Here is a 25,111-nt window from a genome sequence, read left to right on the forward strand (position 1 = left end):
AGCCCTGACTCTCAGTCGCGCTCCATCAGGACGCGCCGCACCGGGCGATCGGGCACGTGGCACCAGCCGCGACCCGCACCGGGGACGACGAACGGCGGCAGGTCGCGGGACCCGACGAGAGCGCGGTACTCCGCCGCGCACGCGGCGTCGATGACGAGGTCCGCGTCCGCGCGCGCGTCGGCGAGCAGCCGCCACTGGGCGAGCCAGGCGTCGGGCGGCCCGATCACGACCCCGCCGCGCGTCAGGGACGCCTGCGGGTCGACGGGTGTCACCGGGATGCCCCAGCGTTCCCACTCCGCCGTGAGCCGTCGCAGACGCGCGCCGGCGGGCGCGACGACCGCCGCGGGCCGGCGTCCGGGCTGCCAGACGGGCGGCGGATGGCTGACGACGGAGAGGTCCTGGGCGCCGGCGTCGGCGACCTGGACGAGCGTCCGCCCGAGCCGTCCGCGTCCCGGCGGCAGATCCGGCAGGTGATCGCTCGCGTCGCCGCCGGCGGCGACGTGGTCGGCACGCGTGGCCGTCCCGAGGACGAGACGCCGCGGCACGAGCTCGAGGATCCGGCCGACGCCGCCGCCGACGCGCTGCGTCGTGAGGGCGATCCGGATGCCGCGGGTGCGCGCGCCGCGCAGGGCCTGCTCGAGCGACTCGGCAGCGACGGCGCCGTACTCCCCCGGCAGGGCGGCGAGCATGGCGTCGAGGTCGTCGACGAGCACCGTGCTACCGGCGGGCACGTGCTCGAGGGTCGTCAGTGCGTCCCACGCCCCCTCGGGATCCCCCGGCACCGGGAGCGTCTCCGTCTGCGCCGCGATCGCGCGGAGCACCCCCGTCCTCCCGCTCCGCGGGCCGCCGACCACCGCGAGCGCCGGCTCGTCCCAGACCACGGCGCGCTGGCGCTGGTGCTCGGGCTCGTCGGCGGTTCCGAGCACGACGACGCCCGCCTGCCGGACCGAGGCGAGCGGGATGCGCTCAGGAAGAGCCGGCAACCATGGACGTCGCGCGCCCTCGCCCTCGTACCTCGCCGCCGCCTCGGCGATCACCGTCGCATCGCACAGTGCCACCCGCACCGGCTGCGGCGACGTGTCGCCGGATCGTCGCACGAGCGCCGTGCCGCGGGCATCCGCTCGTCCCGAGAGCCGCGCGGCGTCGTCGACGCCCAGAACCGCACGGGAGTCGGTCGCATCGCCGACCCGCAGCGCGATGCGGAGCGGGGCGTTGGCGAGCACGGCGTCGCGGAAGACGCCGTTCGCGCGCTGCGCCGCGAGGACGAGGTGGATGCCAAGGGCCCGCCCGCGTGCGGCGAGATCACCGAACACGTCATGCAGCAGGGGGTGCGCCGCCACGAGCGCCGCGTACTCGTCGACCACGATGACGAGCCGTCCGAGCCCTTCGCCCGCTTCGTCGACGTCGCGCGCCCCGAGGGACGCGAGGGTGCGCTCCCGGAAGCGGACCTCGGCGCGAAGGCTCTCGATGGCGCGCAGCGTCGTGGCCTCGTCGAGATCGGTGAGGACACCGGTCACGTGCGGCAGAGGTGCCAGATGATCGAAGGTGCGGCCTCCCTTGAAGTCCACGAGCAGCAGTCCCACCTGCGACGGCGTGTGCGCCGCGCACAGCGAGACGACCCACGACGTGAGCAGCTCGCTCTTGCCCGCCCCGGTCATCCCGATGACCACCGCGTGCGGGCCGTCGGCCACGAGGTCGACGGGCGCCGCCGCTCCGCCCGCGCTTCCGAACGCCGCCGGCAGTGCGCCGCGCCGGGCGGGCGGAACGTGCCGCAGCGTCTCGCGCAGGGTCAGGACGTCCCCCGCGGTCTGCCCGAGCGCGCGCTCCGCCCGCTCGGCGAGGAGGCCGGCCAGGTGCGCCGCCTGCGCCGCCGAGAGCACGTCCACGGTCACGTCACGGGACCGGCCGTCGAGATCGAGCCGCGCCCGGGTCGGCCCGGTCAGCCGCAGGACCGCCCCGCACCGCGGCGGCGGCGGCGCGCCGTCGGGCACGACGACGATGGGGATGTCGACGTCGCCGCCGACGAGCCCGCCGTTTTCGAGCACCTGCAGGAGCGGCCCGACCGCGGCGGCGCGGTGGGGCGCGGCATCCGCCCATGACGGACCGGCGTCGCTCAGACGCACGCGCCCGGGCGAGAGGCACAGGAGCACCTGCAACGCGAGCGCGCGCGCGACCGCGGCGGCCAGCGCCGGCGGCCCCACCACGGCGACACCCGTCGTGAGCGGCACGAGGACGGGCACGTCGTCCACCCGCGCCGCGCGCCGGCGGAGCTCCGCCGACGCGTCGTCCCCGTCACCGCCCGTCGTCCGCAGGGCACTCGCGTCCACTCCCGAACCGACGACGAGCATGGACTCGCGTTCGGGGACGACGCGCCAGATCGATTCCGGGCGGGCGAGGAAGCGCGGGACGTCGGGATGCGTCGCCCAACGCTGGGCGCGCTCGTCGTCGTGGCGTTTCGCCACGTCGACCTCCGCCTGCGCCAGCCGGCGGCGGAGCGCCGCGGCATCCTTCTTCGCGGTCCGTTTCGAGGTGCGCGCCGCGTCGGCGACCGAGGCGATCGCGATGAGCGGGCCGAGGGCGGCGAACAGCAGAGCGTAGGCCGACCCCGTCACCATCCACAGCACGCCCGCACCGACGACCGGTACGACGACGGTCAGGAGCGGGAGGGGCGGGCGCGGTGCCGGCTCGGCCCGGCGGGGAAGCGCGAGGGGGTCATCGGGTGCGTAGGTGGACACCGCTCCACTGTGCGCGGAGGGCCCGGTCCGGCGGCCGGTGCACGGACGTCCTGTGGACGATCCGCGTCAGGGGCGCACTGGTGAGGAGATCTCGACCGTGGCGGTGTCCTCGTCGGCCGGGACGTGCCGCGCGCTCACGACGATGATGGACACGTTGTCGCGGCCGCCGTTCTCCAGCGCCGCCTCGAGCATCGCGTCGACCGCGGCAGCCGGGTCCTGGTTCTGCAGGAGGAAGTGCAAGATGCCGTAGTCGGTGAGCTCTTTCGTGAGTCCGTCGCTGCACACCACGAAGCGGTCGCCGTCGACGACCTCCAGTCGCACGTAGTCGGGCACCACCCCGTCGCTCGGACCGACGGCCCGGGTGATGACGTTGCCGTAAGGGTGATTCTCGGCCTCCTCCGGGCTGAGACGGCCTGCGGCGATCAGCTCCTGGACGACGGAGTGGTCGGTCGTCACCTGCGCGAGCGCGCCGTCGCGGAGCAGGTACACCCGGGAGTCGCCGATGTTGAGGGTCACCCAGGTCGGCTCGGCGCCGGTGAGGTCGAGGTAGACACCCGTCACCGTCGTGCCGGTACCGTCGTCGGTCGTCTCGGCGTGCGAGGCGATGTCGGCCACCGCGTGCTCGAGGGCGTCCTCGATCGCCTCCGGCGAGACCGTGCCGCGGTCGACGGCGGCCGAGAGGCGCTCCACCGTGCGCGAGCTGGCGATCTCTCCCCCGATGTGGCCGCCCATCCCGTCGGCGACGACGAAGAGCGGGAACGCCGACAGCACGGCATCCTGGTTGTTCTCGCGGCGGCGGCCCTGGTGGGTGACCTCGGCCCAGCGCACCTCGATGGGGCCTGCGCCGGAGGGGACGACGCGGGACGAGGTGACGGCTTCGGGCACGCTCCCACCCTTCTTCCTGATCGGTGCAGCGTCCTCACACTCTAGTGGACGTCCTCCTCGTCATCCTGCGGCGCGGGGCGTTGCCCCCGACCCGTTCCCGGCACTACCTTTCGTGTGTGGCAGCGCACGCGCGCTGAACGCCGCGCGCCGCGGCGACGCCGACAGAAGGGCATACCGATGACCGACCCGAACACGCCGCCGCAGGACGGCCCCGCGTCTCCTCCTCCCGCAGGCGCGCCGACCCCTCCGCCGGGACAGAACCCGGGCGCTTACGCTCCGCCGCCGCCCCAGCAGCCCCACACCCAGCAGCCCTACGGCCAGCCGGGCTACGGGCAGCCGGGTTACGGGCAGCCGCAACCGGGCGCCGCCCTCACCCCCGATCAGGACAAGCAGTGGGCGATGTTCGCGCACCTCGGCGGCATCGTCGGCTTCCTGCCCGCCCTCATCATCTGGCTCGTGTTCAAGGACCGCGGTCCCCGCACGAACGTCGAGGGAAAGGAGGCGCTGAACTGGCAGATCACCTTCACGATCGCCATGATCGTCGCCTACATCGTTGCGGGCATCCTGGCCATCATCCCGTTCCTCGGCTTCATCGGGGGGTTGCTCCCGTTCGCCGTGTGGGTCGCGAACATCATCTTCTCGATCCTCGGCGCGGTTCGGGTGAACGCCGGGGGCAGCTACCGCTACCCGGTGACCTTCCGCTTCATCTCGTAGGAGGCGGCACGACGAGCTCCAGCTCGCCGGACGCCGATGGGCGCAGGACGATCTCTTCGTCCTGCGCCCATCGCATGAGAGCGTCGGGTCCGGAGACGTCCGGCCGTGAGGTCGCGAGGCGGCGGACGAGCTCCCCTTTGGCGTGCTTGTTGAAGTGGTTCAGGGCCCGGACGGCGCCGTCCGGCCCCTCCGACACGACCCGCACGTACGCCTGCGGGATCCCGGCGGGCACGGGCCCCAGGGTGACGTACGCCTCCGAACGCAGGTCGAGGACGAACGAGGGTGAGGATGCCGCGATCGCGGCACCGACGGCATCCGCCCACACTGCCCGCATCGGCGGGACTCCGGGGACGCGGATGCCGGCTCCCAGACGGTACGCCGGGATCGGATCCAGCGCCCCGACCACGCCGAACGGGGCGGAGTGGATCGCGACGTGGCCCGCCAGCCAGGCACGCGACGGGTCGTCGAGTGTCGCGGCGCCGAGGGCGTCGAAGAGGACCCCGGTGTAGCGGTCGACGGCGGGCATCGTCGGGGAGCCGCGGAGCGCGGCGTTGACGGCGACCTCGCCGCGTTGCCGGGCGGAGAGCTTGAGCACGCGGGCCGCGGCCTCCTCGTCGTCGCTGAGCGCGACGAGCGCGTCGATCACCTGCTCGCGCTGCGTCGAGAGCGTCGGATAGGCGAGCGCGTCCGGACGCCAGCGCGGGCCGTCGCCGCCGGGGCGCTTGGTCTCGGACGGGGGCAGCAGGATGAGCACGGCGGCACCTCCGGGGAAAAGCACAGCGCCGCCCGGCGAACCGGACGGCGCTGCGCGGAAAGGGTGTCAGGACTGCAGGGCTGCGTTCCCGGCCACGATGGTGAGCTCGTCGTTCTCCATCGAGAGGAAGCCGTCCTCCGCCGTCGCGACGATCTTCTCGCCGTTCGACTGCGTGATCCGGACTTCACCCTCCGCGAGGATGGCGAGGACGGGCTCGTGACCGGACATGAAGCCGATCTCGCCCTCGACCGTCTTGGCCACGACGAGGCTCGCCTCGCCGTGCCAGACCTCCGCCTCAGCGGAGACGAGGGTGACGGTCAGCGCCATGTCAGCCGTTCTCCTTCTGGATCTGCGCCCACTTCTCCTCGACGTCGGAGATGCCACCGACGTTGAAGAAGGCCTGCTCGGCCACGTGGTCGAAGTCGCCCTTGACGATCGCGTCGAACGACTCGATGGTCTCCTTGATCGGGACCGTGGAGCCCTCGACACCGGTGAACTTCTTCGCCATGTAGGTGTTCTGCGAGAGGAACTGCTGGATGCGGCGTGCACGAGACACGACGATCTTGTCCTCTTCGGAGAGCTCGTCGACACCGAGGATCGCGATGATCTCCTGCAGTTCCTTGTTCTTCTGCAGGATCTGCTTCACGGCGGTGGCGACGCGGTAGTGGTCCTCACCGATGTACCGCGGGTCCAGGATGCGGCTGGTCGAGGTCAGCGGGTCGATCGCCGGGTACAGACCCTTCGAGGCGATCTCACGCGAGAGCTCGGTCGTCGCGTCGAGGTGCGCGAAGGTCGTCGCCGGAGCCGGGTCGGTGTAGTCGTCGGCGGGGACGTAGATCGCCTGCAGCGAGGTGATCGAGTGACCGCGGGTCGAGGTGATTCGCTCCTGGAGGACACCCATCTCGTCGGCGAGGTTCGGCTGGTAACCCACGGCGGAGGGCATGCGGCCCAGCAGCGTGGAGACCTCGGAACCGGCCTGCGTGAAGCGGAAGATGTTGTCGATGAACAGGAGCACGTCCTGCTTCTGCACGTCGCGGAAGTACTCCGCCATCGTCAGCGCCGACAGGGCGACGCGCAGACGCGTCCCCGGCGGCTCGTCCATCTGGCCGAAGACGAGGGCGGTCTTGTCGAAGACGCCCGCCTCCTCCATCTCACCGATGAGGTCGTTGCCCTCACGGGTGCGCTCACCGACACCGGCGAACACCGACACACCACCGTGGTCCTGCGCGACGCGCTGGATCATCTCCTGGATGAGGACGGTCTTGCCGACGCCGGCACCGCCGAAGAGACCGATCTTTCCACCCTGGACGTACGGGGTGAGCAGGTCGATGCTCTTGATGCCGGTCTCGAACATCTCGGTCTTGGACTCGAGCTGGTCGAAGTTCGGTGCCGAGCGGTGGATGCCCCAGCGCTCGGTGACCTCGATGGTCTCGCCCGGAGCGGCGTTGAGGACGTCGCCCGTGACGTTGAAGACCTTGCCCTTGGTGACGTCGCCGACGGGGACCGTGATGGGGCCACCGGTGTCGCGCACCTCCTGGCCGCGGACCATGCCGTCGGTGGGCTTCAGCGAGATGGCACGGACGAGGTCGTCGCCGAGGTGCTGCGCGACCTCGAGCGTGATCTCGGTCGACTCGCCGTCGATCGTGATGGTGGTCTTGAGGGCGTTGTAGACCTCGGGGATCGAGTCGTGCGGGAACTCGATGTCGACGACCGGGCCGGTGACGCGCGCGACGCGACCGACGACGGGGGTCTCCGTCTTCTCAGCGGTGAGGCTCATGGCTTCTCTTCTTTCGTGTGGTCTATTTGCCCGACGCCAGCGCGTCGGCGCCGCCGACGATCTCGGCGATCTGCTGCGTGATCTCCGCCTGACGCGCGTTGTTGCGCAGGCGGGTGTAGTCGGTGATGAGCTTGTCGGCGTTGTCGCTGGCGGACTTCATCGCCTTCTGCGTGGCGGCCTGCTTGGCGGCGGACGACTGCAGGAGCGCGTTGAACACGCGGCTCTGCACGTACACCGGCAGCAGCGCGTCGAGCACCGTCTCGGCATCCGGTTCGAACTCGTAGAGCGGGTAGACCTGGCTGGAAGCCTCGTCCTCCGCCTCGACGACCTCGAGCGGGAGCAGGCGGACGGTCTCGGGCGTCTGCGTCATCATGCTGACGAACCGGTTGTAGACGAGGTTGATCTCGTCCACGCCGCCGTCCGCGCCGCCCTTCTCGTACGCCTCGATCAGCGCGGCCGCGATCTCCTCCGCCGTCGAGAAGGCGGGGGTGTCGGTGTCACCGATCCACTCCCCCGCCGTCGCGATGCGACGGAACTGGAAGAACCCGACGGGCTTGCGACCGATGAGGTAGAACACCGGCTCGCGACCCTCGCTGCGCAGCAGCTCACCGAGCTGCAGCGCCTCGCGGATCACCTGCGAGTTGAACGCGCCGGCGAGACCGCGGTCCGAGCCGAAGACGACGACGGCGGAGCGCCGGATGTCCTCGCGTTCGGTGGTCAGCGGGTGCTGCACGTTCGAGTGCGTCGCCACGGCGGAGACGGCACGCGTCACGGCTCGCGCGAAGGGGTTGGACGCGCGGACGCGTGCCATCGCCTTCTGGATGCGCGAAGCCGCGATGAGTTCCATCGCCTTCGTGATCTTCTTGGTCGTCTGAGCAGAAGAGATCTTCTGCTTGTAGACCCTGAGTTGTGCGCCCATTGGTTATGAGTCTCCCGTCGGCGTCAGCCGCGGCGGCCCTTGACGATCTTCTCCTGGTTCACGTCGTCGGCGTCCGCAGCGGCGACCTCTTCGTGACCCGGCGCGCCGAGTGCCTGACCCTTGCCGCCCTGGAACTCGAGGACGAAGGCGTCGACCGCCTTGTCGAGCTCCGCGACGGTGTCGTCACCGAGGACGTTCGTCTCGCGCAGCGTGTCGAGGATCGACGTGTTCCGCTTGAGGTGATCGAGCAGCTCACGCTCGAAGCGGAGCACGTCCTCCACCTCGATCGTGTCGAGCTTGCCGTTGGTGCCGGCCCAGATCGAGACGACCTGCTCCTCGACGGGGTACGGCGAGTACTGCGGCTGCTTGAGCAGCTCGGTCAGGCGCGCACCACGGGCGAGCTGACGACGCGATGCGGCGTCGAGGTCGGAGGCGAACATCGCGAACGCCTCGAGCGAGCGGTACTGGGCGAGCTCGAGCTTGAGCGTTCCCGAGACCTTCTTGATCGACTTGACCTGAGCGTCACCGCCGACGCGCGAGACCGAGATACCCACGTCGACCGCGGGACGCTGGTTGGCGTTGAACAGGTCGGACTGCAGGAAGATCTGGCCGTCGGTGATCGAGATCACGTTGGTCGGGATGTACGCCGAGACGTCGTTGGCCTTCGTCTCGATGATCGGGAGACCCGTCATCGAGCCGGCGCCCAGCTCGTCGGAGAGCTTGGCGCAACGCTCGAGCAGACGCGAGTGCAGGTAGAAGACGTCGCCCGGGTAGGCCTCACGGCCCGGCGGACGGCGCAGCAGCAGCGACACGGCGCGGTAGGCCTCGGCCTGCTTCGACAGGTCGTCGAAGATGATGAGGACGTGCTTGCCCTCGTACATCCAGTGCTGTCCGATGGCCGAGCCGGTGTAGGGAGCGAGGTACTTGAAGCCGGCGGGGTCGGATGCCGGGGCCGCGACGATCGTCGTGTACTCCATGGCACCGGCGTCCTCGAGCGCGCCCTTCACCGAGGCGATGGTCGAGCCCTTCTGGCCGATCGCGACGTAGATGCAGCGGACCTGCTTGCTGACGTCACCCGACTCCCAGTTGGCCTTCTGGTTGATGATCGTGTCGATCGCGATCGCGGTCTTGCCGGTCTGGCGGTCGCCGATGATCAGCTGACGCTGGCCGCGGCCGACGGGGATCATGGCGTCGATGGCCTTGATGCCGGTCTGCATGGGCTCGTGGACCGACTTGCGCTGCATGACGCCCGGAGCCTGGAGCTCGAGCGCACGGCGGCCGGTCGTGGCGATCTCGCCGAGGCCGTCGATCGGGTTGCCGAGCGGGTCGACGACGCGGCCGAGGTAGCCCTCGCCGACACCGACCGAGAGGACCTCGCCGGTGCGGGTGACCTTCTGGCCGGCCTCGATGCCGGCGAAGTCGCCGAGGACGACGATGCCGATCTCGTGCTCGTCGAGGTTCTGCGCGAGACCCTCGACGCCGTTGCCGAAACGGACGAGCTCGTTCGCCATCACGCCGGGCAGGCCCTCGACGTGGGCGATGCCGTCCGCGGCGTCGACGACGGTGCCGACCTCGGTCGCCGCAGCCCCGGTGGGCTCGTAGGCGGCGACGAAGTCTTTCAGCGCGTCACGGATGACGTCGGGGCTGATGGACAGTTCTGCCATGGTCTTCCTTCTTAGTGAGGTCTTGTGGCGGGCACCTGGCCTGCCGGGTCCGCTCCTCGGTGGAGCGGGAAGAGTCAGCCCGCCAGACGCTGGCGGAGCTCGCCCAGTCGGGACGAGACGGTGGCGTCGATCACGTCGTCGCCGATCTCGATGCGCACGCCGCCGACGACCTCGGGGTCGATGACGACGTTGAGCGAGACCTCGGTGCCGTAGCGCGCAGCGAGGGTCTGCTGCAGACGCTCGGTCTGCGCCTGCGTGAGTTCGGAGGCCGCGAACACTGTCGCCACCACCCGCCCGCGCTGGTCGGCGACGACGCGCAGCGCCCAGCCGAGCATGGAGCGGAAGCGCCGCTCCCGTGGGAGCTGCGCCAGCGAGGCGACGATGATCACCGTCGGCTCGGCGGCACGACCGGCGAGCAGCGTCTCGATGAGGGCGCCCTTGGCGGATGCCTCACCGAGACGGCTGCCGAGCGCGAGTTCGAGCTCGGGGTTGGCCGCGATCGTCCGGGCCACCGAGAACAGCTCGGCCTCGATGTCGGCCTGCGGTGCGGCGATGGCGGCGGCGCGGATGCCCGCCTCCTCGATGCCGGTCAGCAGATCGGCGGCCGAAGACCACCGCTCGCGGACAGCCGCGTCGAGGACGGCGACCGTGGCCGGCGCGAACGTGCCGAACACGCTCGCGACGACCTTCCGGCGTCCCTCCACGGGCGCCGACGCGTCGGAGAGCGCGCCGCTCAGCTGCGACGAGCCGGCCAGGACGCGGACCGCGGCGAAGAGCTCGCGGGCGACGTCGAGGTCGACGCCCGGCGCGGCCTGCAGGGCCGACGTCGTCGCCGCAAGGGCCTGAGTGGTCGCGCTGCCCATTACTTGGCCGCCTTCTCGGATGCCTCGAGGTCGGCGAGGAAGCGGTCGACCACGGCCTGGGCCTTGGCGTCGTCCGACAGGGTCTCACCGATCACGCCACCGGCGAGGTCGAGGGCGAGGGTGCCCACCTCGCTGCGGAGCGAGACGAGCGCGCTCTGGCGCTCGGCCTCGATCTGGGAGTGCGCGGCGGCGGTCAGGCGCGCAGCCTCGGCGGCGGCGGTGTCCTTGGCCTCGGTGACGATCTTCTTGCCGTCCTCACGAGCGGCCTCACGGATCTCACCGGCCTCCTTGCGAGCCTCGGCCAGCTGGGCCGTGTACTCCTCGAGGGCGGCTTCCGCCTTGCGCTGCGCCTCGTCGGCCTTCGCGATGTTGCCTTCGATGGCGGCAGCGCGCTGGTCGAGCAGAACCTGCATCTTCGGCAGGGCGACCCGCCAGAAGACGAACAGGATCACGACGAAGCAGACGCCCGACCAGATGATGTCGTACGCGGCGGGGAAAAGCGGGTTGTGCGCCTCGCCCTCTTCTGCGGCGTACGCGACAAGAGCATTCAGCATCCTGTCTCCTTAGGAATCTGTTCGGGGATCAGACGAAGATGAAGTAGGTCGCGATGCCGATGAAGGCGAGCGCCTCGGTGAAGGCGATACCGATGAACATCAGGACCTGCAGGCGACCGGCCAGCTCGGGCTGACGGGCCACGCCCTCGATCGTCTTGCCGACGACGATACCCACGCCGATGGCGGGACCGATGGCGGCGAGGCCGTAGCCCATCGTCGCGACGTTGCCCTCGAGGGCGGCGAGAACCGTAGTTGCGTCCACGGAGGTGTTTCCTTTCGGTTGGATGGTTCGGCGTGCGCCGGACCGCTTAGTGCTCTTCTGCCACCGCGAGCTGGATGTAGACCGCGGTGAGGATGGCGAAGACGTAGGCCTGGAGGAAGGCGACGAAGATCTCGAACAGCGTGAAGGCGAACCCGAACGCGAGCGTGCCCGCAGCGAGCGCCGAGAACCAGCCGCCGACCTCGACGAGGAAGAACTGGGTGGCCGCGAAGAACAGGACCAGCATGAGGTGGCCGACGATCATGTTCATCAGGAGACGCAGCGTCAGCGTGACGGGCCGGATGATGAAGGTCGAGAGGAACTCGAGCGGGATGATGATGATGTACAGCGGCCACGGCACGCCGGAGGGCATCAGGGCGTTCTTGAAGAACGCGCCCGGGTTGTGCTTGATGCCGGCGTAGATGAAGGTCACGTACGCGACGATCGCCAGCAGGAGCGGGACCGCGACAATCGAAGAACCGGCGATGTTCAGGAACGGGATGACGCCCGTGATGTTCATGAACAGCACCATGAAGAAGATCGTGGTGAGGATCGGGAGGAACCGGCGCCCGTCCTTCTTACCCAGGATGTCCTCGGCAATGTTGACGCGGACGAAGTCCAGGCCCATCTCGACGATGCTCTGGAACCGGCCGGGGACGACGGTCATCCGACGCGTCCCGAGCCAGAAGATCAGGACGATGGCGATCGTCGCGAGGAACTGGATGAGGTGGATCCGGTTGACCTCGAGGAAACCGATCTGGAAGAGCGTCTCGGGGAAGAAGTCGTCGATCGAGGGCCCGTGGAACACGGGGGCGTCTTCGGCGGCAGTAGCGATCAGGGTCGCAGCTTGAGTAAACAGCGCTGGCTCCAGCTTCGGGGCGTCGATCAAAGGATCGGGCGACGATGGTCGGTGAGCTGACTCCGCAGACGTTCCCGTCGGGATCAGGCGGGCTCGAGAACAGCCTATCAGTCCTGGGGCGCCGCCGAGTCCCCGGGCCGGCGTTCCCCGGCCTCCACCTCCGCGGCGGTGGGCAGTGTCGTGTCGCTGACGGCGGAGGTCCGCATCCGGAGCATGACGACGACGTCGACGACGAGCGAGGCGACGATGCTGACGACGAGGGAGACGAGGAAGACCAGCGGGGTCAGCCACGGCTGATCGCGCAGGACGAAGAGCACGACGAGGAAGACCACGAACTTGAGGATCCATCCGCCCATGACGGAACCGAAGAAGATCGGCACGAACAGCGGATCGCCGTAGAAACGGTTGGCGATGAGGATCGACACGATCGTGAAGCCCAGGAAGACCGCCGCCATCAGGACGGCGACGAGGGCGCTCCACAGGCCCGACATCCCGGCGACGAGCAGTCCGACCGCTCCCCCCGCGACGAGAAGGACCGCGGTCACGATTCCGGACCACACGAGGGCGGTGCGCAGCATGGAGGTGGAGGACAGGGAGCTCACGAGAGGGCCTTCTGTTCGGGCGCGACCGATCGGGCGCGGCGCGCGGGGGGCAGTGTGACGAGGACGCAGGCGATGCAGCCGATGACGAGGAACGCGACGCCGGGCCAGTACCGGCCGGGCCAGCCCTTCGTCGTGCCGATGTACATCAGCAGGACCGACAGCGAGACGACGGCGGTCCACGCGTAGAACACGAAGACGGCGTTGCGGTCGGTGTGGCCCATGTCGAGCATCCGGTGGTGAAGGTGCTTGCGGTCGGGCGAGAACGGCGACTTGCCCTGCGCCATCCGCCGGACGACGGCGAGACCGAAGTCGACGAGCGGCAACAGCACGATGACGACGGGGAGGATGACGGGGATGAAGGCACCGAGCAGCTGAGAGCGGCCGAAGAGGTCGTTGTCGCTCAGGAGGTTCGGCGGCAGGTTGCCGGTGACGACGATCGCCGACGACGCCATCATGAGCCCGAGGAGGAGGGCACCGGCATCCCCCATGAACATGCGGGCCGGATTCCAGTTGAACGGCAGGAAGCCCGCGCACATCCCGAGCAGCACGATCGCGATGAACACCCCGGTGTTGCTCTGCTCGCTGTTGTCGAAGTCGCGTACGAGCATCGCCGAGTAGGCGAAGAACACCGCGTTCGCGATGAGGCACACCCCCGCGACGAGCCCGTCGAGTCCGTCGATGAAGTTGACGGCGTTCATGACGATCACGATGAGGAGGATCGACAGGCTGATGCTGACCCAGCTCGACACGACGACCTGCTGGCCGAAGGGCAGGTAAAAGATCTGGATGCCGCCGGGCGAGACGACGATCCACGCGGCGACGAACTGGGCGCCGAGCTTGATCATCCAGTCGAGGTCCCAAAGGTCGTCGGCGACGCCGACCACGACCATGAGGGCGGCGGCCCCCAGCAGGGACCACACCATCGACGGCTCCTGCCACACGATCGCGAAGGCGGGGAGCTGGGAGGACAGCACGAAGAAGCCGAGCATGCCGATGAACATCGCCACGCCCCCGAGCCGGGGCGTGGGGGTCTTGTGGACGTCCCGCTCGCGGATCGCCGGGTGCAGCCCGAACTTCATCGCCACACGCCAGACCGCCCACGAGAAGACGAAGGTGAGGGCGCCGGTGATGACGAACGCGAGCAGGTAGTCCCTCACGCGTCGTCGGATTCGTCGGGCGAGACCGGATCCGGCTCGAGCAGGTCGCCAAGCACCTCGCGCAGGGCGGCGCGGGAGACGGCACCGTCGCGCAGCACCGTCACGGGCCGCGGATCGCGGCCGACGAGTCCCGTCGCATCGATGATGGTGGAGGCGACCCCGGTGTCGACGAGCCCGCCGTCGAGGTAGACGGAGATGCTGTCGCGGAGCATTTCGATCGCCGAGTCGATCTCGAGCGCCGCGGGCTTGCCCGTCAGGTTCGCGCTCGAGACGGCGAGTGGACCGGTCTCCTGCAGCAGTTCGAGGGCGAAGGCGTCGTCCGGCATCCGCACCGCGACGGTGCCGCGGGTCTCGCCGAGGTCCCAGCGCAGCGAGGGTTGGGCGGGCAGGACGATGGTGAGACCCCCCGGCCAGAACCGCTCCACGAGGCGATCGACGGGCTCGGGCACCTCGGCCACGAGCGCACGCATGGTGTCGGGTCCCGAGACGAGCACAGGCGGGGGTGACTGCCGTCCGCGGCCCTTGGCCGCCAGCAGGCGCGCGACGGCGGAGGCGTTGAACGCGTCGGCGGCCACGCCGTAGACGGTGTCGGTCGGCATCACGATGAGTTCGCCGCGGCCGATGGCCTGGCGGGCCTGGCGGAGAGCGGGGAGCAGCTGGTCGGCGTCGCGGCAGTCGAGGACGGGAGACATATCCGCAGCATTCTACGAGGACCGGGCTCGGGACCGCCTGCAAGCGGGCGGCCCCGGTTCAGGGACGCAGCGCCGTCGTCGCGCGGTCGCGCGTCGTGAGGTCCCGGTGCGTGGCCGCGCCGCGCCACCCGTCGGCGGTCAGCAGATCGCGGATGCCGGGGCCCTGCCACTCGCCGTGCTCGATCACCAGCGTGCCGCCGGGGTGCAGCAGCCGCAGCGCCACGTGCGACAGCACGCGCACGACGTCGAGGCCGTCGGGGCCGCCGTACAGCGCCGCCGGCGGGTCCCAGAAGCGCACCTCGGGGTCGCGCGGGATCGCGTCGTCGGGGACGTATGGCGGGTTCGACACCACGACCGAGACGGTGCCGTCGAGCTCGGGGAACGCGTCGGCGAGGTCGATGAACGCGAGACGGGCATGCGGGGCGTGGCGGGCGAAGTTCTCCTTCGCCCAGAGGAAGGCGTCGACAGAGTTCTCGGCCGCGTGCACCTGCGCGTGCGGCACCTCGGTCGCGAGCGACAGGGCGAGCGCGCCGCTCCCCGTACCGAGGTCGACGGCGACCGGCTCCGGGCCGGGCGCGGCGCGCAGCGCGTCGATCGCGAGCTGCGCGACCATCTCGGTCTCGGGACGCGGGACGAACACCCCCGGCCCCACCCGGAGCTCGAGGTGGCGGAACGGCGCCGTCCCGGTGAGGTGCTGCAGCGGTTCGCGCGCGGCGCGGCGCTCGACGAGCTCGGCGAAGCGCGTGGCGGCGACCTCCGGCATCCGATCACCGCGCATCATGGCGGCGGCGAGCTCCCCCCGACCGATGGCCAGGACGTGCGCGGCGAGGAGTTCGGCGTCGACATCGGCGGACGGCACGCCGGACGCGGCGAGGCGCTCGGCGGCGCGGCGCACGAGGGGGGCGAGGTCGCTGCCCGTGGGCGCGTCGGAAGTCCGTGAAGTCGACATGGGAAGCCTCAGGATACCGCTCACGGCATCGTCACACAGGGCCGCCCGGGTCGCCGGGACCGTAGGCTGGGGGCGCATCGCGGACACCTGAGCCGCACCCTTTCATCCGACCCGCACGGAAGGCATCCCATGACCGGCATCCACTCCGACATCACGAGCGCATTCGGCAACACCCCCCTCGTCCGACTGAACCGCGTGTCCGAGGGGCTGCCGGGGACCATCCTCGCCAAGCTCGAGTTCTACAACCCCGCCTCGTCGGTCAAGGACCGCCTGGGCATCGCGATCGTCGATGCTGCGGAGGCCTCCGGCGAGCTGAAGCCCGGCGGCACGATCGTCGAGGGCACGAGCGGCAACACCGGCATCGCGCTGGCGATGGTGGGCGCGGCCCGCGGCTACAAGGTCATCCTGACGATGCCGTCCTCGATGTCGATCGAGCGTCGGATGCTGCTGCGCGCCTACGGCGCCGAGCTCGTCCTGACCGACCCGTCGCTCGGCATGAAGGGCGCCGTCGGCGAGGCCGAGCGCATCGCCGCCGAGACCCCCGGCGCCGTGCTCGCGAAGCAGTTCGCCAACCAGGCCAACGTCGAGATCCACCGCAAGACCACCGCCGAGGAGATCCTGCGCGACACCGACGGCGCCGTCGACTACTTCGTCGCCGGCATCGGCACCGGCGGGACGATCACCGGCGTCGGCCAGGTGCTGAAGGAGCGCGTGCCCGCCGCGAAGGTGGTCGCGGTCGAGCCGAAGGACTCCCCCCTGCTGACCGAGGGCAAGCCCGGACCCCACAAGATCCAGGGCATCGGCCCGAACTTCATCCCGCCGATCCTCGACCAGGGCGTCATCGACGAAGTCCAGGACGTCACGTTCGACGACGCGATCGCGACCGCCAAGAAGGTCGCCACGACCGAGGGCATCCTCGTGGGCATCTCGTCCGGCGCCGCCATCTGGGCCGCGCTCCAGGTCGCCGCACGTCCCGAGGCCGAGGGCAAGAACATCGTCGTGATCATCCCCTCCTTCGGCGAGCGGTACCTGTCGACGGCGCTCTTCGAGGAGTTCCGCGACTGATCCCCGCCGTCCCCGAAAGGTCCGTCGTGCCCGGCATCGCCCGCTCCCTGCGCCGCAGCCTCGTCGCCGTCGTCCGCGCCGTCCGCGAGGACATCGCGGCGGCGAAGCTGCGCGACCCGGCCGCACGCGGCGGGCTCGAGATCGCGCTGCTGTACCCGGGGCTCCACGCCGTGTGGAGCCACCGGGTGTCGCACGCGCTGTGGCGGCGGGGCCGGCGCTTCCCCGCGCGGGCGCTCTCGCAGGTCACCCGCTGGCTCACCGGCATCGAGATCCACCCCGGCGCCCGCATCGGGCGACGCTTCTTCATCGACCACGGCATGGGTGTCGTGATCGGCGAGACGGCGGAGGTCGGCGACGACGTCATGCTCTACCACGGGGTGACTCTGGGCGGCCGGACGCGGGACGGCGGCAAGCGGCATCCGACCCTCGAAGACGGCGTCGCCGTCGGCGCGGGAGCGAAGATCCTCGGACCGATCGTCATCGGCGCGCACTCGGTCATCGGCGCGAACGCCGTGGTCACGAAGGACGCGCCGTCCGACTCCGTGCTCGTCGGGGTGCCGGCGCGGGCCCGACGGCGGGCGGTCGGCGAGGACACCCGGGCGATCCTGACGGCGCCCGAGTACCACATCTGAGCGGTCAGGCCTCCGAGCCGACGGCGGCCAGCCGCGCTTCCTCATCGGCCGCGATCGCGGACTCGATGAGCGGTCCGAGCGCGCCGTCCATCACCTGGTCGAGGTTGTACGCCTTGTACCCGGTGCGGTGGTCGGCGATGCGGTTCTCGGGGAAGTTGTACGTGCGGATGCGCTCCGACCGGTCCATTCCGCGGATCTGGGACCTGCGGGCGTCGGAGGCCGCGGCATCCCGCTCCTCCTGCTGCTTGGCGAGCAGGCGCGCGCGGAGCACACGCATGCCAGCTTCGCGGTTCTGCAGCTGGCTCTTCTCGTTCTGCATCGACACGACGATCCCCGTGGGCAGGTGGGTGATGCGGACGGCGGAGTCGGTCGTGTTGACCGACTGACCTCCCGGACCCGACGAGCGGAAGACGTCGATCTTGAGGTCGTTCGCGTCGATCTGCACCTCTTCGGGCTCGTCGACCTCGGGGAAGACGAGGACTCCCGTTGTGGAGGTGTGGATGCGGCCCTGCGACTCGGTCGCGGGCACGCGCTGCACACGGTGGACGCCGCCCTCGTACTTCAGGTGCGCCCACACGCCCTGGGCGGGATCGCTCGAGGAGCCCTTGATGGCGACCTGGACGTCTTTGTAGCCGCCCAGATCGGACTCGTTGCGTTCGAGCAGTTCGGTCTTCCACCCCTGCGAGGCGGCGTACTGCAGGTACATGCGCAGCAGGTCGGCGGCGAACAGCGCCGACTCGGCGCCGCCCTCTCCCGCCTTGATCTCGAGGATCACGTCGCGGGCGTCGTCGGGGTCGCGCGGGATGAGCAGGCGACGGAGCTTCTCCTGCGCCTCGGCGAGCCGCTGCTCGAGGGCGGGGACCTCGTCGGCGAAGGCGGCGTCCTCCTTCGCGAGTTCCCGCGCAGCCGCAAGGTCCTCCTCCGCGGCCCGCCAGGCGTCGTGCGCCGCGACGATGCGCGAGAGTTCCGCGTACCGCCGGTTGACGCGCTTGGCGCGCGCCGCATCGGCGTGCACCGCGGGGTCGGAGAGTTCCTCCTGGACCGCGCGGTGCTCGTCGATCAGCGTCTGGACGGACTCGAACACGACGCGAGGGTCAGCGGATGCTGTTCTCGTGCCCGTGGCCGTGGCCGCCCGCGGCGGGCGTCGGGATCGACTTCTGCATCTGCACGAGGAACTCGACGTTCGACGTCGTCTCCTTGAGCTTGCCGAGGACGACCTCGAGGGCCTGCTGGGGGTCGAGACCCGCGAGGGCCCGGCGCAGCTTCCACGTGATCTTGACCTCGTCGGCCGAGAGCAGCATCTCCTCGCGACGGGTGCTGGACGCGTTCACGTCGACGGCGGGGAAGATGCGCTTGTCGGCGAGCTGGCGCGACAGGCGCAGCTCGCTGTTGCCGGTGCCCTTGAACTCCTCGAAGATGACGTCGTCCATCTTCGAACCGGTCTCGACAAGGGCCGTCGCGAGGATCGTGAGAGATCCGCCGTTCTCGATGTTGCGGGCAGCGCCGAAGAAGCGCTTGGGCGGGTAGAGAGCGGATGCGTCGACACCGCCGGTGAGCACGCGGCCCGAGGTCGGCGCCGAGATGTTGTAGGCGCGACCGAGGCGGGTGATCGAGTCGAGCAGGACGACGACGTCGCGGCCCAGCTCGACGAGGCGCTTGGCGCGCTCGATGGCGAGCTCGGCGACCGTCGTGTGGTCCTCGGCGGGTCGGTCGAACGTCGAGGCGATGACCTCGCCCTTGACCGTCCGCTGCATGTCGGTGACCTCTTCGGGGCGCTCGTCGACGAGCACGACCATGAGGTGGACCTCGGGGTTGTTCGTCGCGATCGCGTTCGCGATCTGCTGCAGGACGATCGTCTTGCCGGCCTTGGGCGGCGCGACGATCAGGCCGCGCTGACCCTTGCCGATCGGGGCGACGAGGTCGATGATGCGCTGCGTCAGCTTCTCGGGGGCCGTCTCGAGGCGCAGGCGCTCCTGCGGGTAGAGCGGCGTGAGCTTGCCGAACTCGACACGCGTCGCGGCGTCCTCGACCGAGAGGCCGTTGACGGCGTCGACCTTGACGAGCGCGTTGTACTTCTGACGGCTCGACTGCTCGCCCTCGCGCGGCTGCTTGATGGCGCCGACGACGGCGTCACCCTTGCGCAGGTTGTACTTCTTGACCTGACCGAGCGAGACGTAGACGTCGCTCTGGCCGGGGAGGTAGCCGGTCGTGCGGACGAACGCGTAGTTGTCGAGGACGTCGAGGATGCCGGCGATCGGGATGAGGACGTCGTCCTCGCCGATCTCGGTGTCGAACTCGTCGTTCGTGGACTGACCGCGACGCTTGTTGCGCTGGCGACCGCGACCCTGACCCTGCTCGTCGTCGGAGGCCTGCTCGACGGCGGGCTTGTCGGCGGGCGCGTTCTGGCCGTTGCCGTTCTGCGCGCTGTTGTTCTGCGCGTTGCCGTTCTGGCCGTTGTCGCCCTTGTTGCGGTTGCGGCTGCGGCTGCGCGAACGGCTGCGGCTGCGGCCGTTGCCCTCGCCGGCGTTCTCGCTGTCATCGGCGGATGCCGTCGGTGCCGCGGCATCAACCGTCGGCGCCTCGGTGGTCGCGGCCTGCTCGGTGGTCTCGGGGGCGGCGTCGGCCGCGGGTGCCTCGACGGCGGACGCGGCATCGGCGGCCGGAGTCTCGGCGGCGTCGGCGGCCGGGGCCTCGGCAGTGGGGGCCTCGACGGCGGGGGCTTCCGCAGCGTCGGCAGCGACGGCGGCATCGGCGGCCGGCACATCGGTGCTCTTCGCGCGACGCGGAGCGCGCTTGCGCGGCGCCTTCGCCGGCTTCTCGGCGGGCTTCTCCTCGGCCGGGGTCTCGTCGACCGGCTGCGCAGCGGCGACCTCTTCGTCGGCGACGGGGGCGGGGTCCGCGGTGGGGGCCTCTTCGACGGGCGCCTCGGCGGCGGGCGCCTCGTCCGCGGGGGTCTCCTCGACGGGCGTCTCTTCTGTCGCGGGCGCGGCCGACTCGGCGGTGGCGTCGGCGACGGTCTCGTCGGCGACGGTGCCGCCGGTGGCGACGTCGTCGCCGGTCTGGATCTCGGAGATGGACTCCACGAGTTCTCCCTTTCAGATGTGGAAAGTCATAACCGCAGGTGGTTCCGTCCACGACAGATCCGGTTCCTCAGCGGGGTGTTCGCGCAGGCACAGAAGTTGCGCAGGCCCGTCAGAAGGGGGTGTGCGGTGGTTCGCAGATTGCGATGGAGGGCAGATTCACGTGATTACGTGGCATCCTCCGTATGGTCCTTCACTGTACCACCCCGGACATCGACGGCCAGCAGCAGGGGTTTCCATGGCGTGTCCGTGGACCGCGCCGCGAACTCGACCGCCTCGAGGCGGCGTCCGGGGCCGTCGGCCAGGACGAGCACGCTGGGGCCGGCGCCCGAGACGACGGCGGCGAAGCCGGCGCCCCGGAGCGACTGCACGAGCGCGTCGGTCGCGGGCATCGCCTGCGCCCGGTACGACTGGTGCAGCTTGTCCTCGGTCGCCGCCATCAGCAGCTCGGGGCTCTGCGTGAGCGCCGCGATCAGCAGCGCAGACCGCGAGACGTTGAAGACGGCGTCCTCGCGGGTGACGTGGAGCGGCGCGAGTCCCCGCGCGACCGACGTCGACATCGTGAACTCGGGAACGAACACGAGGGGCGAGACACCGCGGTGGACCGCGAGCTTCTTGTGCTGCGGACCGTCCTGGTCCATCCACGCGATCGTCAGACCGCCGAAGAGCGCCGGGGCGACGTTGTCGGGGTGCCCTTCGAGTTCGGTGGCGAGGCGCAGCAGGGTCTCGGGCCCGAGGGTGACGTCCCCCTCGAGCAGTCCCTGCGCCGCGAGGAGGCCCGCGACCACGGCGGCCCCCGACGATCCCATGCCCCGGCCGTGCGGGATCACGTTGTGCGCGCGCAGTCGGATGCCGGGCATCGGCCTGCCGACGGCCTCGAACGCGTACGCCATCGATTTCACGACGAGGTGCGAGGCGTCCGTCGGCACGTCCGCGGAACCCTCGCCGGTGACCTCGATCTCGAGCCCTGGCGCGTCGAGCGCCGTCACGACGAGCTCGTCGTGGACGCTCAGGGCGAGGCCCAGCGTGTCGAAGCCCGGGCCCAGGTTGGCGCTCGTGGCCGGCACGCGGACGGCGACGCTGCGCCCGGCGAGCGTCATCCCGCCACGCGCGTGAGGTCGAGCGCGGACGCGACCTCGCTGGTCGCGGCATCCACGACGAGCGGCTCGACCTGCGAGCCGTCGGCGTTGCGCAGCGCCCACTGCGGGTCCTTCAGGCCGTGGCCGGTGACGGTCAGCACGACCTTGGCGCCGTTCGGGATGACGCCGGCCTCGGCACGATCGAGCAGACCCGCGACGCTGATCGCGGAGGCCGGCTCGACGAAGACGCCGACGGTCCCGGCGAGCAGCTTCTGCGCCGCGAGGATGCGCTCGTCGTCGATCGCGCCGAACCACCCGTCGGTCGCCGCGCGGGCCTCGAGAGCGAGGTCCCACGACGCGGGGTTGCCGATGCGGATGGCCGAGGCGATCGTCTCGGGATTCTTGACGACCTCGCCGCGCACGAGCGGTGCGGAGCCCTCGGCCTGGAAGCCGAACATGCGGGGCACCCGCGTCGCGACGCCGCGCTCGGCCTCCTCGCGGTACCCGCGGGAGTAGGCGGTGTAGTTGCCGGCGTTGCCGACCGGGATGAAGTGGAAGTCGGGGGCGTCGCCGAGCTGGCTGACGACCTCGTAGGCGGCGGTCTTCTGCCCCTCGATGCGGTCCGGGTTGACCGAATTGACGAGGTGCACCTTGTAGCCGACGGCGAGCTCGCGCGCGATCTCGAGGCAGTCGTCGAAGTTGCCGCGGATCTGGATGAGCTTGCCATTGTGGGCGACGGCCTGGCTGAGCTTGCCCATCGCGATCTTGCCCTCGGGGACGAGGACGGCCGCCGTGATGCCGGCGTGCGCCGCGTAGGCGGCAGCGGATGCCGAGGTGTTGCCCGTCGAGGCGCAGATGACGGCCTCGGCCCCGTGCTCGACGGCGCGGGACAGGGCGACCGTCATGCCGCGGTCCTTGAAGGAGCCCGTCGGGTTCATGCCCTCGAACTTGATGTAGACGTCGGCACCCGTGATGCGCGACAGCGATGCCGCCGGGATGAGCGGGGTGCCGCCCTCGCCGAGCGTCACGACGGTCGAGGCGTCGGTGACGCCCAGTCGATCGGCGTACTCGCGGAGGACTCCGCGCCAGACGTGTGCCATGTCAGTCTCCTTCTACGCGCAGGACCGAGATCACCCGGCGCACGGCGCTGGTGGCAGCCAGCCGCTCGACGGTGTCGGCCAGGTCCTGCTCCCGGGCCGTGTGGGTTCCGATGACGAGGTGCGCGACGGCATCCCCGCCGTCCCGGACGACGGCGTCGCCCGAGGTGGTCTGTTCGACGGTCGCGATGGACACGTCCCCGTCGCTGAGGATCCCCGCGACGGTGGCCAGGACGCCCGGTCGGTCGTCGACCTCGAGCGTGATCTGGCAGCTGGTGCGGATGCGGCCGATCGGCACGATCGCAAGTCCGGCCCGCGTCGACTCGCCGACACCCGGCCCCCCGGCGACGTGACGACGCGCGGCCGAGACGACGTCGCCGAGCACGGCCGACGCGGTCTGCACTCCCCCGGCGCCGGCGCCGTAGAACATGAGGTCGCCGGCGGCCTCGGCCTCGACGAACACGGCGTTGTTGGCGCCGTGGACGGACGCCAGCGGGTGCTCGCGCGGGACCAGCGCCGGGTAGACGCGCACCGAGATGGCCTCGCCCGTGGGCGCAGCGTCGGGCTGGTCGACGAGACGCTCGCAGACGGCGAGCAGCTTCACGACGTAGCCCGCCTTGCGGGCGGCCTCGATGACACCGGCATCCACCGCCGTGATGCCCTCGCGGTGCACGGCCTCGAGCGGGACGGTCGTGTGGAAGGCGAGGCTCGCGAGGATGGCGGCCTTCTGCGCCGCGTCGTAGCCCTCGACATCCGCCGTCGGGTCGGCCTCGGCGTACCCGAGCCGCTGCGCCTCGGCGAGCACCTCGTCGAAGCCGAGGCCCTCGCGGTCCATACGGTCGAGGATGTAGTTCGTCGTCCCGTTGACGATGCCCATGATGCGGCGGACGCGGTCGCCGGCGAGCGAGTCGCGCAGCGGACGGATGATCGGGATGGCGCCGGCGACGGCGGCCTCGTAGGCGACGGTCGCACCGACCTGGTCGGCGGCGTCGAAGATCTCACTGCCGTGGGTGGCCAGCAGCGCCTTGTTGGCGGTGACGACGTCGGCGCCGGAGGACAGGGCGTGGAGGATCCGGGTGCGCGCCGGCTCGAGACCGCCGGTGACCTCGATCACGATGTCGGCGCCGGCGATGAGGGTGTCGGCGTCGGTCGTGAACAGGTCGCGCGGCAGGTCGGCCTCGCGCGGCGCATCCACGTCGCGGACGGCGATCCCGACGAGGTCGAGCGGCGCACCGGCCCGGTCGGCGAGCTCGTCGGCGTGGGTCAGCAGCAGGCGGGCGACCTGGGATCCGACGGCGCCGGCTCCCAGCAGCGCGACGCGCAGGCGGCGGGGTTCGATCATGCGGACTCCTCGGTGGTGCGGGATGCGGCCGGTGCGACGCCGAGGTCGCGCGCCAGCAGGTCGTTCTCGTCCTCTCCGCGGACGATCAGCCGGGCGGCACCGCCGCCGACGGCGACCACAGGAGGGCGCGTCAGGTAGTTGTAGTTGCTCGCGAGCGAGAAGCAGTACGCGCCGGTCGCCGCGACGGCCAGCAGGTCGCCCGGGGCCACGTCGCCCGGAAGGTACTCCGCGCCGACGACGATGTCGCCCGCCTCGCAGTGCCGACCGACGACGCGCGCGAGCGCGGCGTCCGCGTCGCTGCGACGGCTCGCGATGCGGGCGCTGTAGTCGGCGCCGTACAGCGCCGTCCGCGCGTTGTCGCTCATGCCGCCGTCGACGCTCACGTACAGCCGCTCGAGGTCGTCCGAGACGCGCACGGGCTTCACCGTGCCGACCGAATACAGGGTCACGCCGGCGCGGCCGACGATCGCCCGTCCCGGCTCGAACGCGAGTTCGGGAAGAGGGATGCCGCGGCTCCCGCACTCGCGGGCGACCGCCGCGACGATCCCCTCGGCGAGCTCCGCGATAGGGGTGGGGTCGTCCTTCGACGTGTAGGCGATGCCGAAGCCGCCGCCGAGGTTCAGCAACGGGACCTCGCCGCCCTCGCGCAGCCGCGCGTGGACCTCGACGACGCGGGCGGCGGACTCGGCGAACCCGGCCGTGCCGAAGATCTGCGAGCCGATGTGGCAGTGCAGCCCCGCGAAGCGCAGCGAAGGCAGCTCGCGGATGCGGGCGACCGCCGCCTCGGCATCCGTCAGGGCGAAGCCGAACTTCTGATCCTCGTGGGCGGTCGCCAGGAAGTCGTGCGTCTCGGCGTGGACGCCGCTGTTGACGCGGACGAGGACGGTCTGCACGACGCCCTGGGAGGCGGCCTCGGCCGCGATCCGCTCGATCTCGACGAGCGAGTCGATGACGATCGAGCCGACGCCCGCGCGCACGGCGCGGGCGATCTCGGGCAGGAGCTTGTTGTTGCCATGGAGTCCGAGACGGCTCGGGTCCGCGCCCGCGGCCAGGGCGACCGCCAGCTCGCCGCCGCTGGCGACATCGACGCCGAGGCCCTCCGCGGTCACCCAGCGCACGACGTCGGTTGTGAGGAACGCCTTGCCCGCGTAGTAGACCCGCGCCCTGCCGCCGTGGCGGGCCGCGGCATCCCGGAACGCCGTCAGCACCTCGCGGGCGCGGGCGCGGACGAGGTCCTCGTCGACGACGTAGAGCGGCGTGCCGAACCGCTCGGCCAGCTCGGTCACCGGCACGCCACCGAGGACGAGCGCGCCGGTGTCGTCGCGCGTCGCGCCGGCGGGCCAGACGGCCTCGACGAGCGCATTCGCATCATCCGGCTTCGAGAGCCACTCGGGCACGGCGGGACGGTCGGAGGCGGTGGACACGCAGGGGCA

24 protein-coding genes are annotated in these 25,111 nt (G+C 70.9%); 3 read left to right on the forward strand and 21 right to left on the reverse strand.

What is annotated here, in order from left to right; translation table 11 throughout:
• Positions 1-11 precede the first annotated feature (11 nt).
• Together ACPEH0_RS09010 and ACPEH0_RS09015 are read right to left on the reverse strand one after the other, a co-directional pair.
• Entirely contained in the window at positions 12-2,735 is a 2,724-nt protein-coding gene (locus tag ACPEH0_RS09010; RefSeq protein WP_366214134.1) for an FtsK/SpoIIIE domain-containing protein, read from the reverse strand.
• Positions 2,736-2,801: 66 nt separating this feature from the next.
• Entirely contained in the window at positions 2,802-3,620 is an 819-nt protein-coding gene (locus tag ACPEH0_RS09015; RefSeq protein ID WP_064001490.1) for a PP2C family protein-serine/threonine phosphatase, read from the reverse strand.
• Positions 3,621-3,797: 177 nt separating this feature from the next.
• Here ACPEH0_RS09015 and ACPEH0_RS09020 point away from each other — a divergent pair, with 177 nt between their 5' ends.
• Entirely contained in the window at positions 3,798-4,334 is a 537-nt protein-coding gene (locus tag ACPEH0_RS09020) for a DUF4870 domain-containing protein (RefSeq protein WP_366214130.1), read from the forward strand.
• On the opposite strand, the gene ACPEH0_RS09025 is transcribed toward ACPEH0_RS09020, so the two are convergent.
• The 13 genes from ACPEH0_RS09025 to prmC form a co-directional block, all read right to left on the reverse strand.
• Positions 4,324-5,088 (reverse strand): YaaA family protein, encoded by a 765-nt coding sequence (locus tag ACPEH0_RS09025; protein ID WP_366214202.1) that lies wholly within the window; start codon positions 5,086-5,088, stop codon positions 4,324-4,326. The genes ACPEH0_RS09020 and ACPEH0_RS09025 overlap by 11 nt on opposite strands.
• Before the next feature lie 66 nt (positions 5,089-5,154).
• Complete coding sequence (locus ACPEH0_RS09030) at positions 5,155-5,415, reverse strand: F0F1 ATP synthase subunit epsilon (protein WP_064001487.1); 261 nt, start codon at positions 5,413-5,415, stop codon at positions 5,155-5,157.
• Between the two features lies 1 nt (position 5,416).
• Positions 5,417-6,865: a F0F1 ATP synthase subunit beta gene (atpD, locus tag ACPEH0_RS09035; RefSeq protein ID WP_217531178.1), complete on the reverse strand. Its 1,449-nt coding sequence runs from the start codon at positions 6,863-6,865 to the stop codon at positions 5,417-5,419.
• A gap of 22 nt (positions 6,866-6,887) precedes the next feature.
• Positions 6,888-7,784 carry a F0F1 ATP synthase subunit gamma gene (locus tag ACPEH0_RS09040; RefSeq protein WP_217531177.1) on the reverse strand — a complete coding sequence of 299 codons (897 nt, stop codon included), beginning with the start codon at positions 7,782-7,784 and terminating at the stop codon, positions 6,888-6,890.
• Positions 7,785-7,807: 23 nt separating this feature from the next.
• Positions 7,808-9,448 carry a F0F1 ATP synthase subunit alpha gene (atpA, locus tag ACPEH0_RS09045; RefSeq protein ID WP_366214128.1) on the reverse strand — a complete coding sequence of 547 codons (1,641 nt, stop codon included), beginning with the start codon at positions 9,446-9,448 and terminating at the stop codon, positions 7,808-7,810.
• A 74-nt stretch (positions 9,449-9,522) separates the two neighbouring features.
• Complete coding sequence (locus ACPEH0_RS09050; protein ID WP_217531175.1) at positions 9,523-10,311, reverse strand: F0F1 ATP synthase subunit delta; 789 nt, start codon at positions 10,309-10,311, stop codon at positions 9,523-9,525.
• Positions 10,311-10,865, reverse strand: a complete 555-nt coding sequence (locus ACPEH0_RS09055; RefSeq protein WP_366214127.1) for a F0F1 ATP synthase subunit B — start codon at positions 10,863-10,865, stop codon at positions 10,311-10,313. Before ACPEH0_RS09055 ends, ACPEH0_RS09050 begins: the two co-directional genes overlap by 1 nt.
• Before the next feature lie 28 nt (positions 10,866-10,893).
• Positions 10,894-11,127: an ATP synthase F0 subunit C gene (gene atpE / locus ACPEH0_RS09060; protein ID WP_064001481.1), complete on the reverse strand. Its 234-nt coding sequence runs from the start codon at positions 11,125-11,127 to the stop codon at positions 10,894-10,896.
• Between the two features lie 46 nt (positions 11,128-11,173).
• Positions 11,174-11,932: a F0F1 ATP synthase subunit A gene (gene atpB, locus ACPEH0_RS09065; RefSeq protein WP_359917980.1), complete on the reverse strand. Its 759-nt coding sequence runs from the start codon at positions 11,930-11,932 to the stop codon at positions 11,174-11,176.
• A gap of 158 nt (positions 11,933-12,090) precedes the next feature.
• On the reverse strand, positions 12,091-12,585 hold the full coding sequence (locus ACPEH0_RS09070; protein ID WP_359917981.1) for a hypothetical protein: 495 nt from the start codon (positions 12,583-12,585) through the stop codon (positions 12,091-12,093).
• Complete coding sequence (locus ACPEH0_RS09075) at positions 12,582-13,742, reverse strand: MraY family glycosyltransferase (protein ID WP_217531173.1); 1,161 nt, start codon at positions 13,740-13,742, stop codon at positions 12,582-12,584. Before ACPEH0_RS09075 ends, ACPEH0_RS09070 begins: the two co-directional genes overlap by 4 nt.
• Positions 13,739-14,434 (reverse strand): L-threonylcarbamoyladenylate synthase, encoded by a 696-nt coding sequence (locus ACPEH0_RS09080; RefSeq protein ID WP_217531172.1) that lies wholly within the window; start codon positions 14,432-14,434, stop codon positions 13,739-13,741. The genes ACPEH0_RS09075 and ACPEH0_RS09080 overlap by 4 nt, the downstream gene beginning before the upstream one ends.
• A 58-nt stretch (positions 14,435-14,492) precedes the next feature.
• On the reverse strand, positions 14,493-15,383 hold the full coding sequence (gene prmC, locus ACPEH0_RS09085) for a peptide chain release factor N(5)-glutamine methyltransferase (RefSeq protein WP_366214126.1): 891 nt from the start codon (positions 15,381-15,383) through the stop codon (positions 14,493-14,495).
• 129 nt (positions 15,384-15,512) lie between these two features.
• Between prmC and cysK the strand changes: the two genes are divergently transcribed.
• The gene (gene cysK, locus ACPEH0_RS09090) at positions 15,513-16,448 is read left to right on the forward strand and encodes a cysteine synthase A (RefSeq protein WP_363379229.1); all 936 of its coding nucleotides are present in this window, start codon (positions 15,513-15,515) and stop codon (positions 16,446-16,448) included.
• Between the two features lie 26 nt (positions 16,449-16,474).
• Positions 16,475-17,080 (forward strand): serine O-acetyltransferase EpsC, encoded by a 606-nt coding sequence (gene epsC / locus ACPEH0_RS09095; RefSeq protein WP_082886059.1) that lies wholly within the window; start codon positions 16,475-16,477, stop codon positions 17,078-17,080.
• A 4-nt stretch (positions 17,081-17,084) separates the two neighbouring features.
• On the opposite strand, the gene prfA is transcribed toward epsC, so the two are convergent.
• The 6 genes from prfA to lysA form a co-directional block, all read right to left on the reverse strand.
• A complete protein-coding gene (prfA, locus tag ACPEH0_RS09100) occupies positions 17,085-18,164 on the reverse strand; it encodes a peptide chain release factor 1 (RefSeq protein ID WP_359917988.1) in 1,080 nt (359 codons plus the stop codon).
• Between the two features lie 10 nt (positions 18,165-18,174).
• Positions 18,175-20,163 carry a transcription termination factor Rho gene (gene rho / locus ACPEH0_RS09105; RefSeq protein WP_366214125.1) on the reverse strand — a complete coding sequence of 663 codons (1,989 nt, stop codon included), beginning with the start codon at positions 20,161-20,163 and terminating at the stop codon, positions 18,175-18,177.
• Between the two features lie 164 nt (positions 20,164-20,327).
• Positions 20,328-21,260, reverse strand: a complete 933-nt coding sequence (thrB, locus tag ACPEH0_RS09110; RefSeq protein WP_064001473.1) for a homoserine kinase — start codon at positions 21,258-21,260, stop codon at positions 20,328-20,330.
• Positions 21,257-22,339 carry a threonine synthase gene (thrC, locus tag ACPEH0_RS09115; protein ID WP_064001472.1) on the reverse strand — a complete coding sequence of 361 codons (1,083 nt, stop codon included), beginning with the start codon at positions 22,337-22,339 and terminating at the stop codon, positions 21,257-21,259. The genes thrB and thrC overlap by 4 nt, the downstream gene beginning before the upstream one ends.
• Before the next feature lies 1 nt (position 22,340).
• A complete protein-coding gene (locus ACPEH0_RS09120) occupies positions 22,341-23,678 on the reverse strand; it encodes a homoserine dehydrogenase (protein WP_217531167.1) in 1,338 nt (445 codons plus the stop codon).
• On the reverse strand, positions 23,675-25,102 hold the full coding sequence (gene lysA, locus ACPEH0_RS09125; protein WP_366214124.1) for a diaminopimelate decarboxylase: 1,428 nt from the start codon (positions 25,100-25,102) through the stop codon (positions 23,675-23,677). Before lysA ends, ACPEH0_RS09120 begins: the two co-directional genes overlap by 4 nt.
• Positions 25,103-25,111 lie beyond the last annotated feature (9 nt).

It is taken from the genome of Microbacterium sp. NPDC079356 (genome assembly GCF_049545465.1).
Classification (GTDB): domain Bacteria; phylum Actinomycetota; class Actinomycetes; order Actinomycetales; family Microbacteriaceae; genus Microbacterium; species Microbacterium gawkjiense.

Coding starts and splice junctions, on each gene's coding strand:
- ACPEH0_RS09030 (WP_064001487.1), bottom strand. CDS start 5,415: ATGGCGCTGACCGTCACCCTCGTCTCCGCTGAGGCGGAGGTCTGGCAC.
- thrC (WP_064001472.1), bottom strand. CDS start 22,339: ATGGCACACGTCTGGCGCGGAGTCCTCCGCGAGTACGCCGATCGACTG.
- atpA (WP_366214128.1), bottom strand. CDS start 9,448: ATGGCAGAACTGTCCATCAGCCCCGACGTCATCCGTGACGCGCTGAAA.
- ACPEH0_RS09080 (WP_217531172.1), bottom strand. CDS start 14,434: ATGTCTCCCGTCCTCGACTGCCGCGACGCCGACCAGCTGCTCCCCGCT.
- ACPEH0_RS09120 (WP_217531167.1), bottom strand. CDS start 23,678: ATGATCGAACCCCGCCGCCTGCGCGTCGCGCTGCTGGGAGCCGGCGCC.
- ACPEH0_RS09040 (WP_217531177.1), bottom strand. CDS start 7,784: ATGGGCGCACAACTCAGGGTCTACAAGCAGAAGATCTCTTCTGCTCAG.
- cysK (WP_363379229.1), top strand. CDS start 15,513: ATGACCGGCATCCACTCCGACATCACGAGCGCATTCGGCAACACCCCC.
- atpD (WP_217531178.1), bottom strand. CDS start 6,865: ATGAGCCTCACCGCTGAGAAGACGGAGACCCCCGTCGTCGGTCGCGTC.
- prmC (WP_366214126.1), bottom strand. CDS start 15,383: ATGTCGACTTCACGGACTTCCGACGCGCCCACGGGCAGCGACCTCGCC.
- ACPEH0_RS09055 (WP_366214127.1), bottom strand. CDS start 10,865: ATGCTGAATGCTCTTGTCGCGTACGCCGCAGAAGAGGGCGAGGCGCAC.
- thrB (WP_064001473.1), bottom strand. CDS start 21,260: ATGACGCTCGCCGGGCGCAGCGTCGCCGTCCGCGTGCCGGCCACGAGC.
- ACPEH0_RS09050 (WP_217531175.1), bottom strand. CDS start 10,311: ATGGGCAGCGCGACCACTCAGGCCCTTGCGGCGACGACGTCGGCCCTG.
- ACPEH0_RS09020 (WP_366214130.1), top strand. CDS start 3,798: ATGACCGACCCGAACACGCCGCCGCAGGACGGCCCCGCGTCTCCTCCT.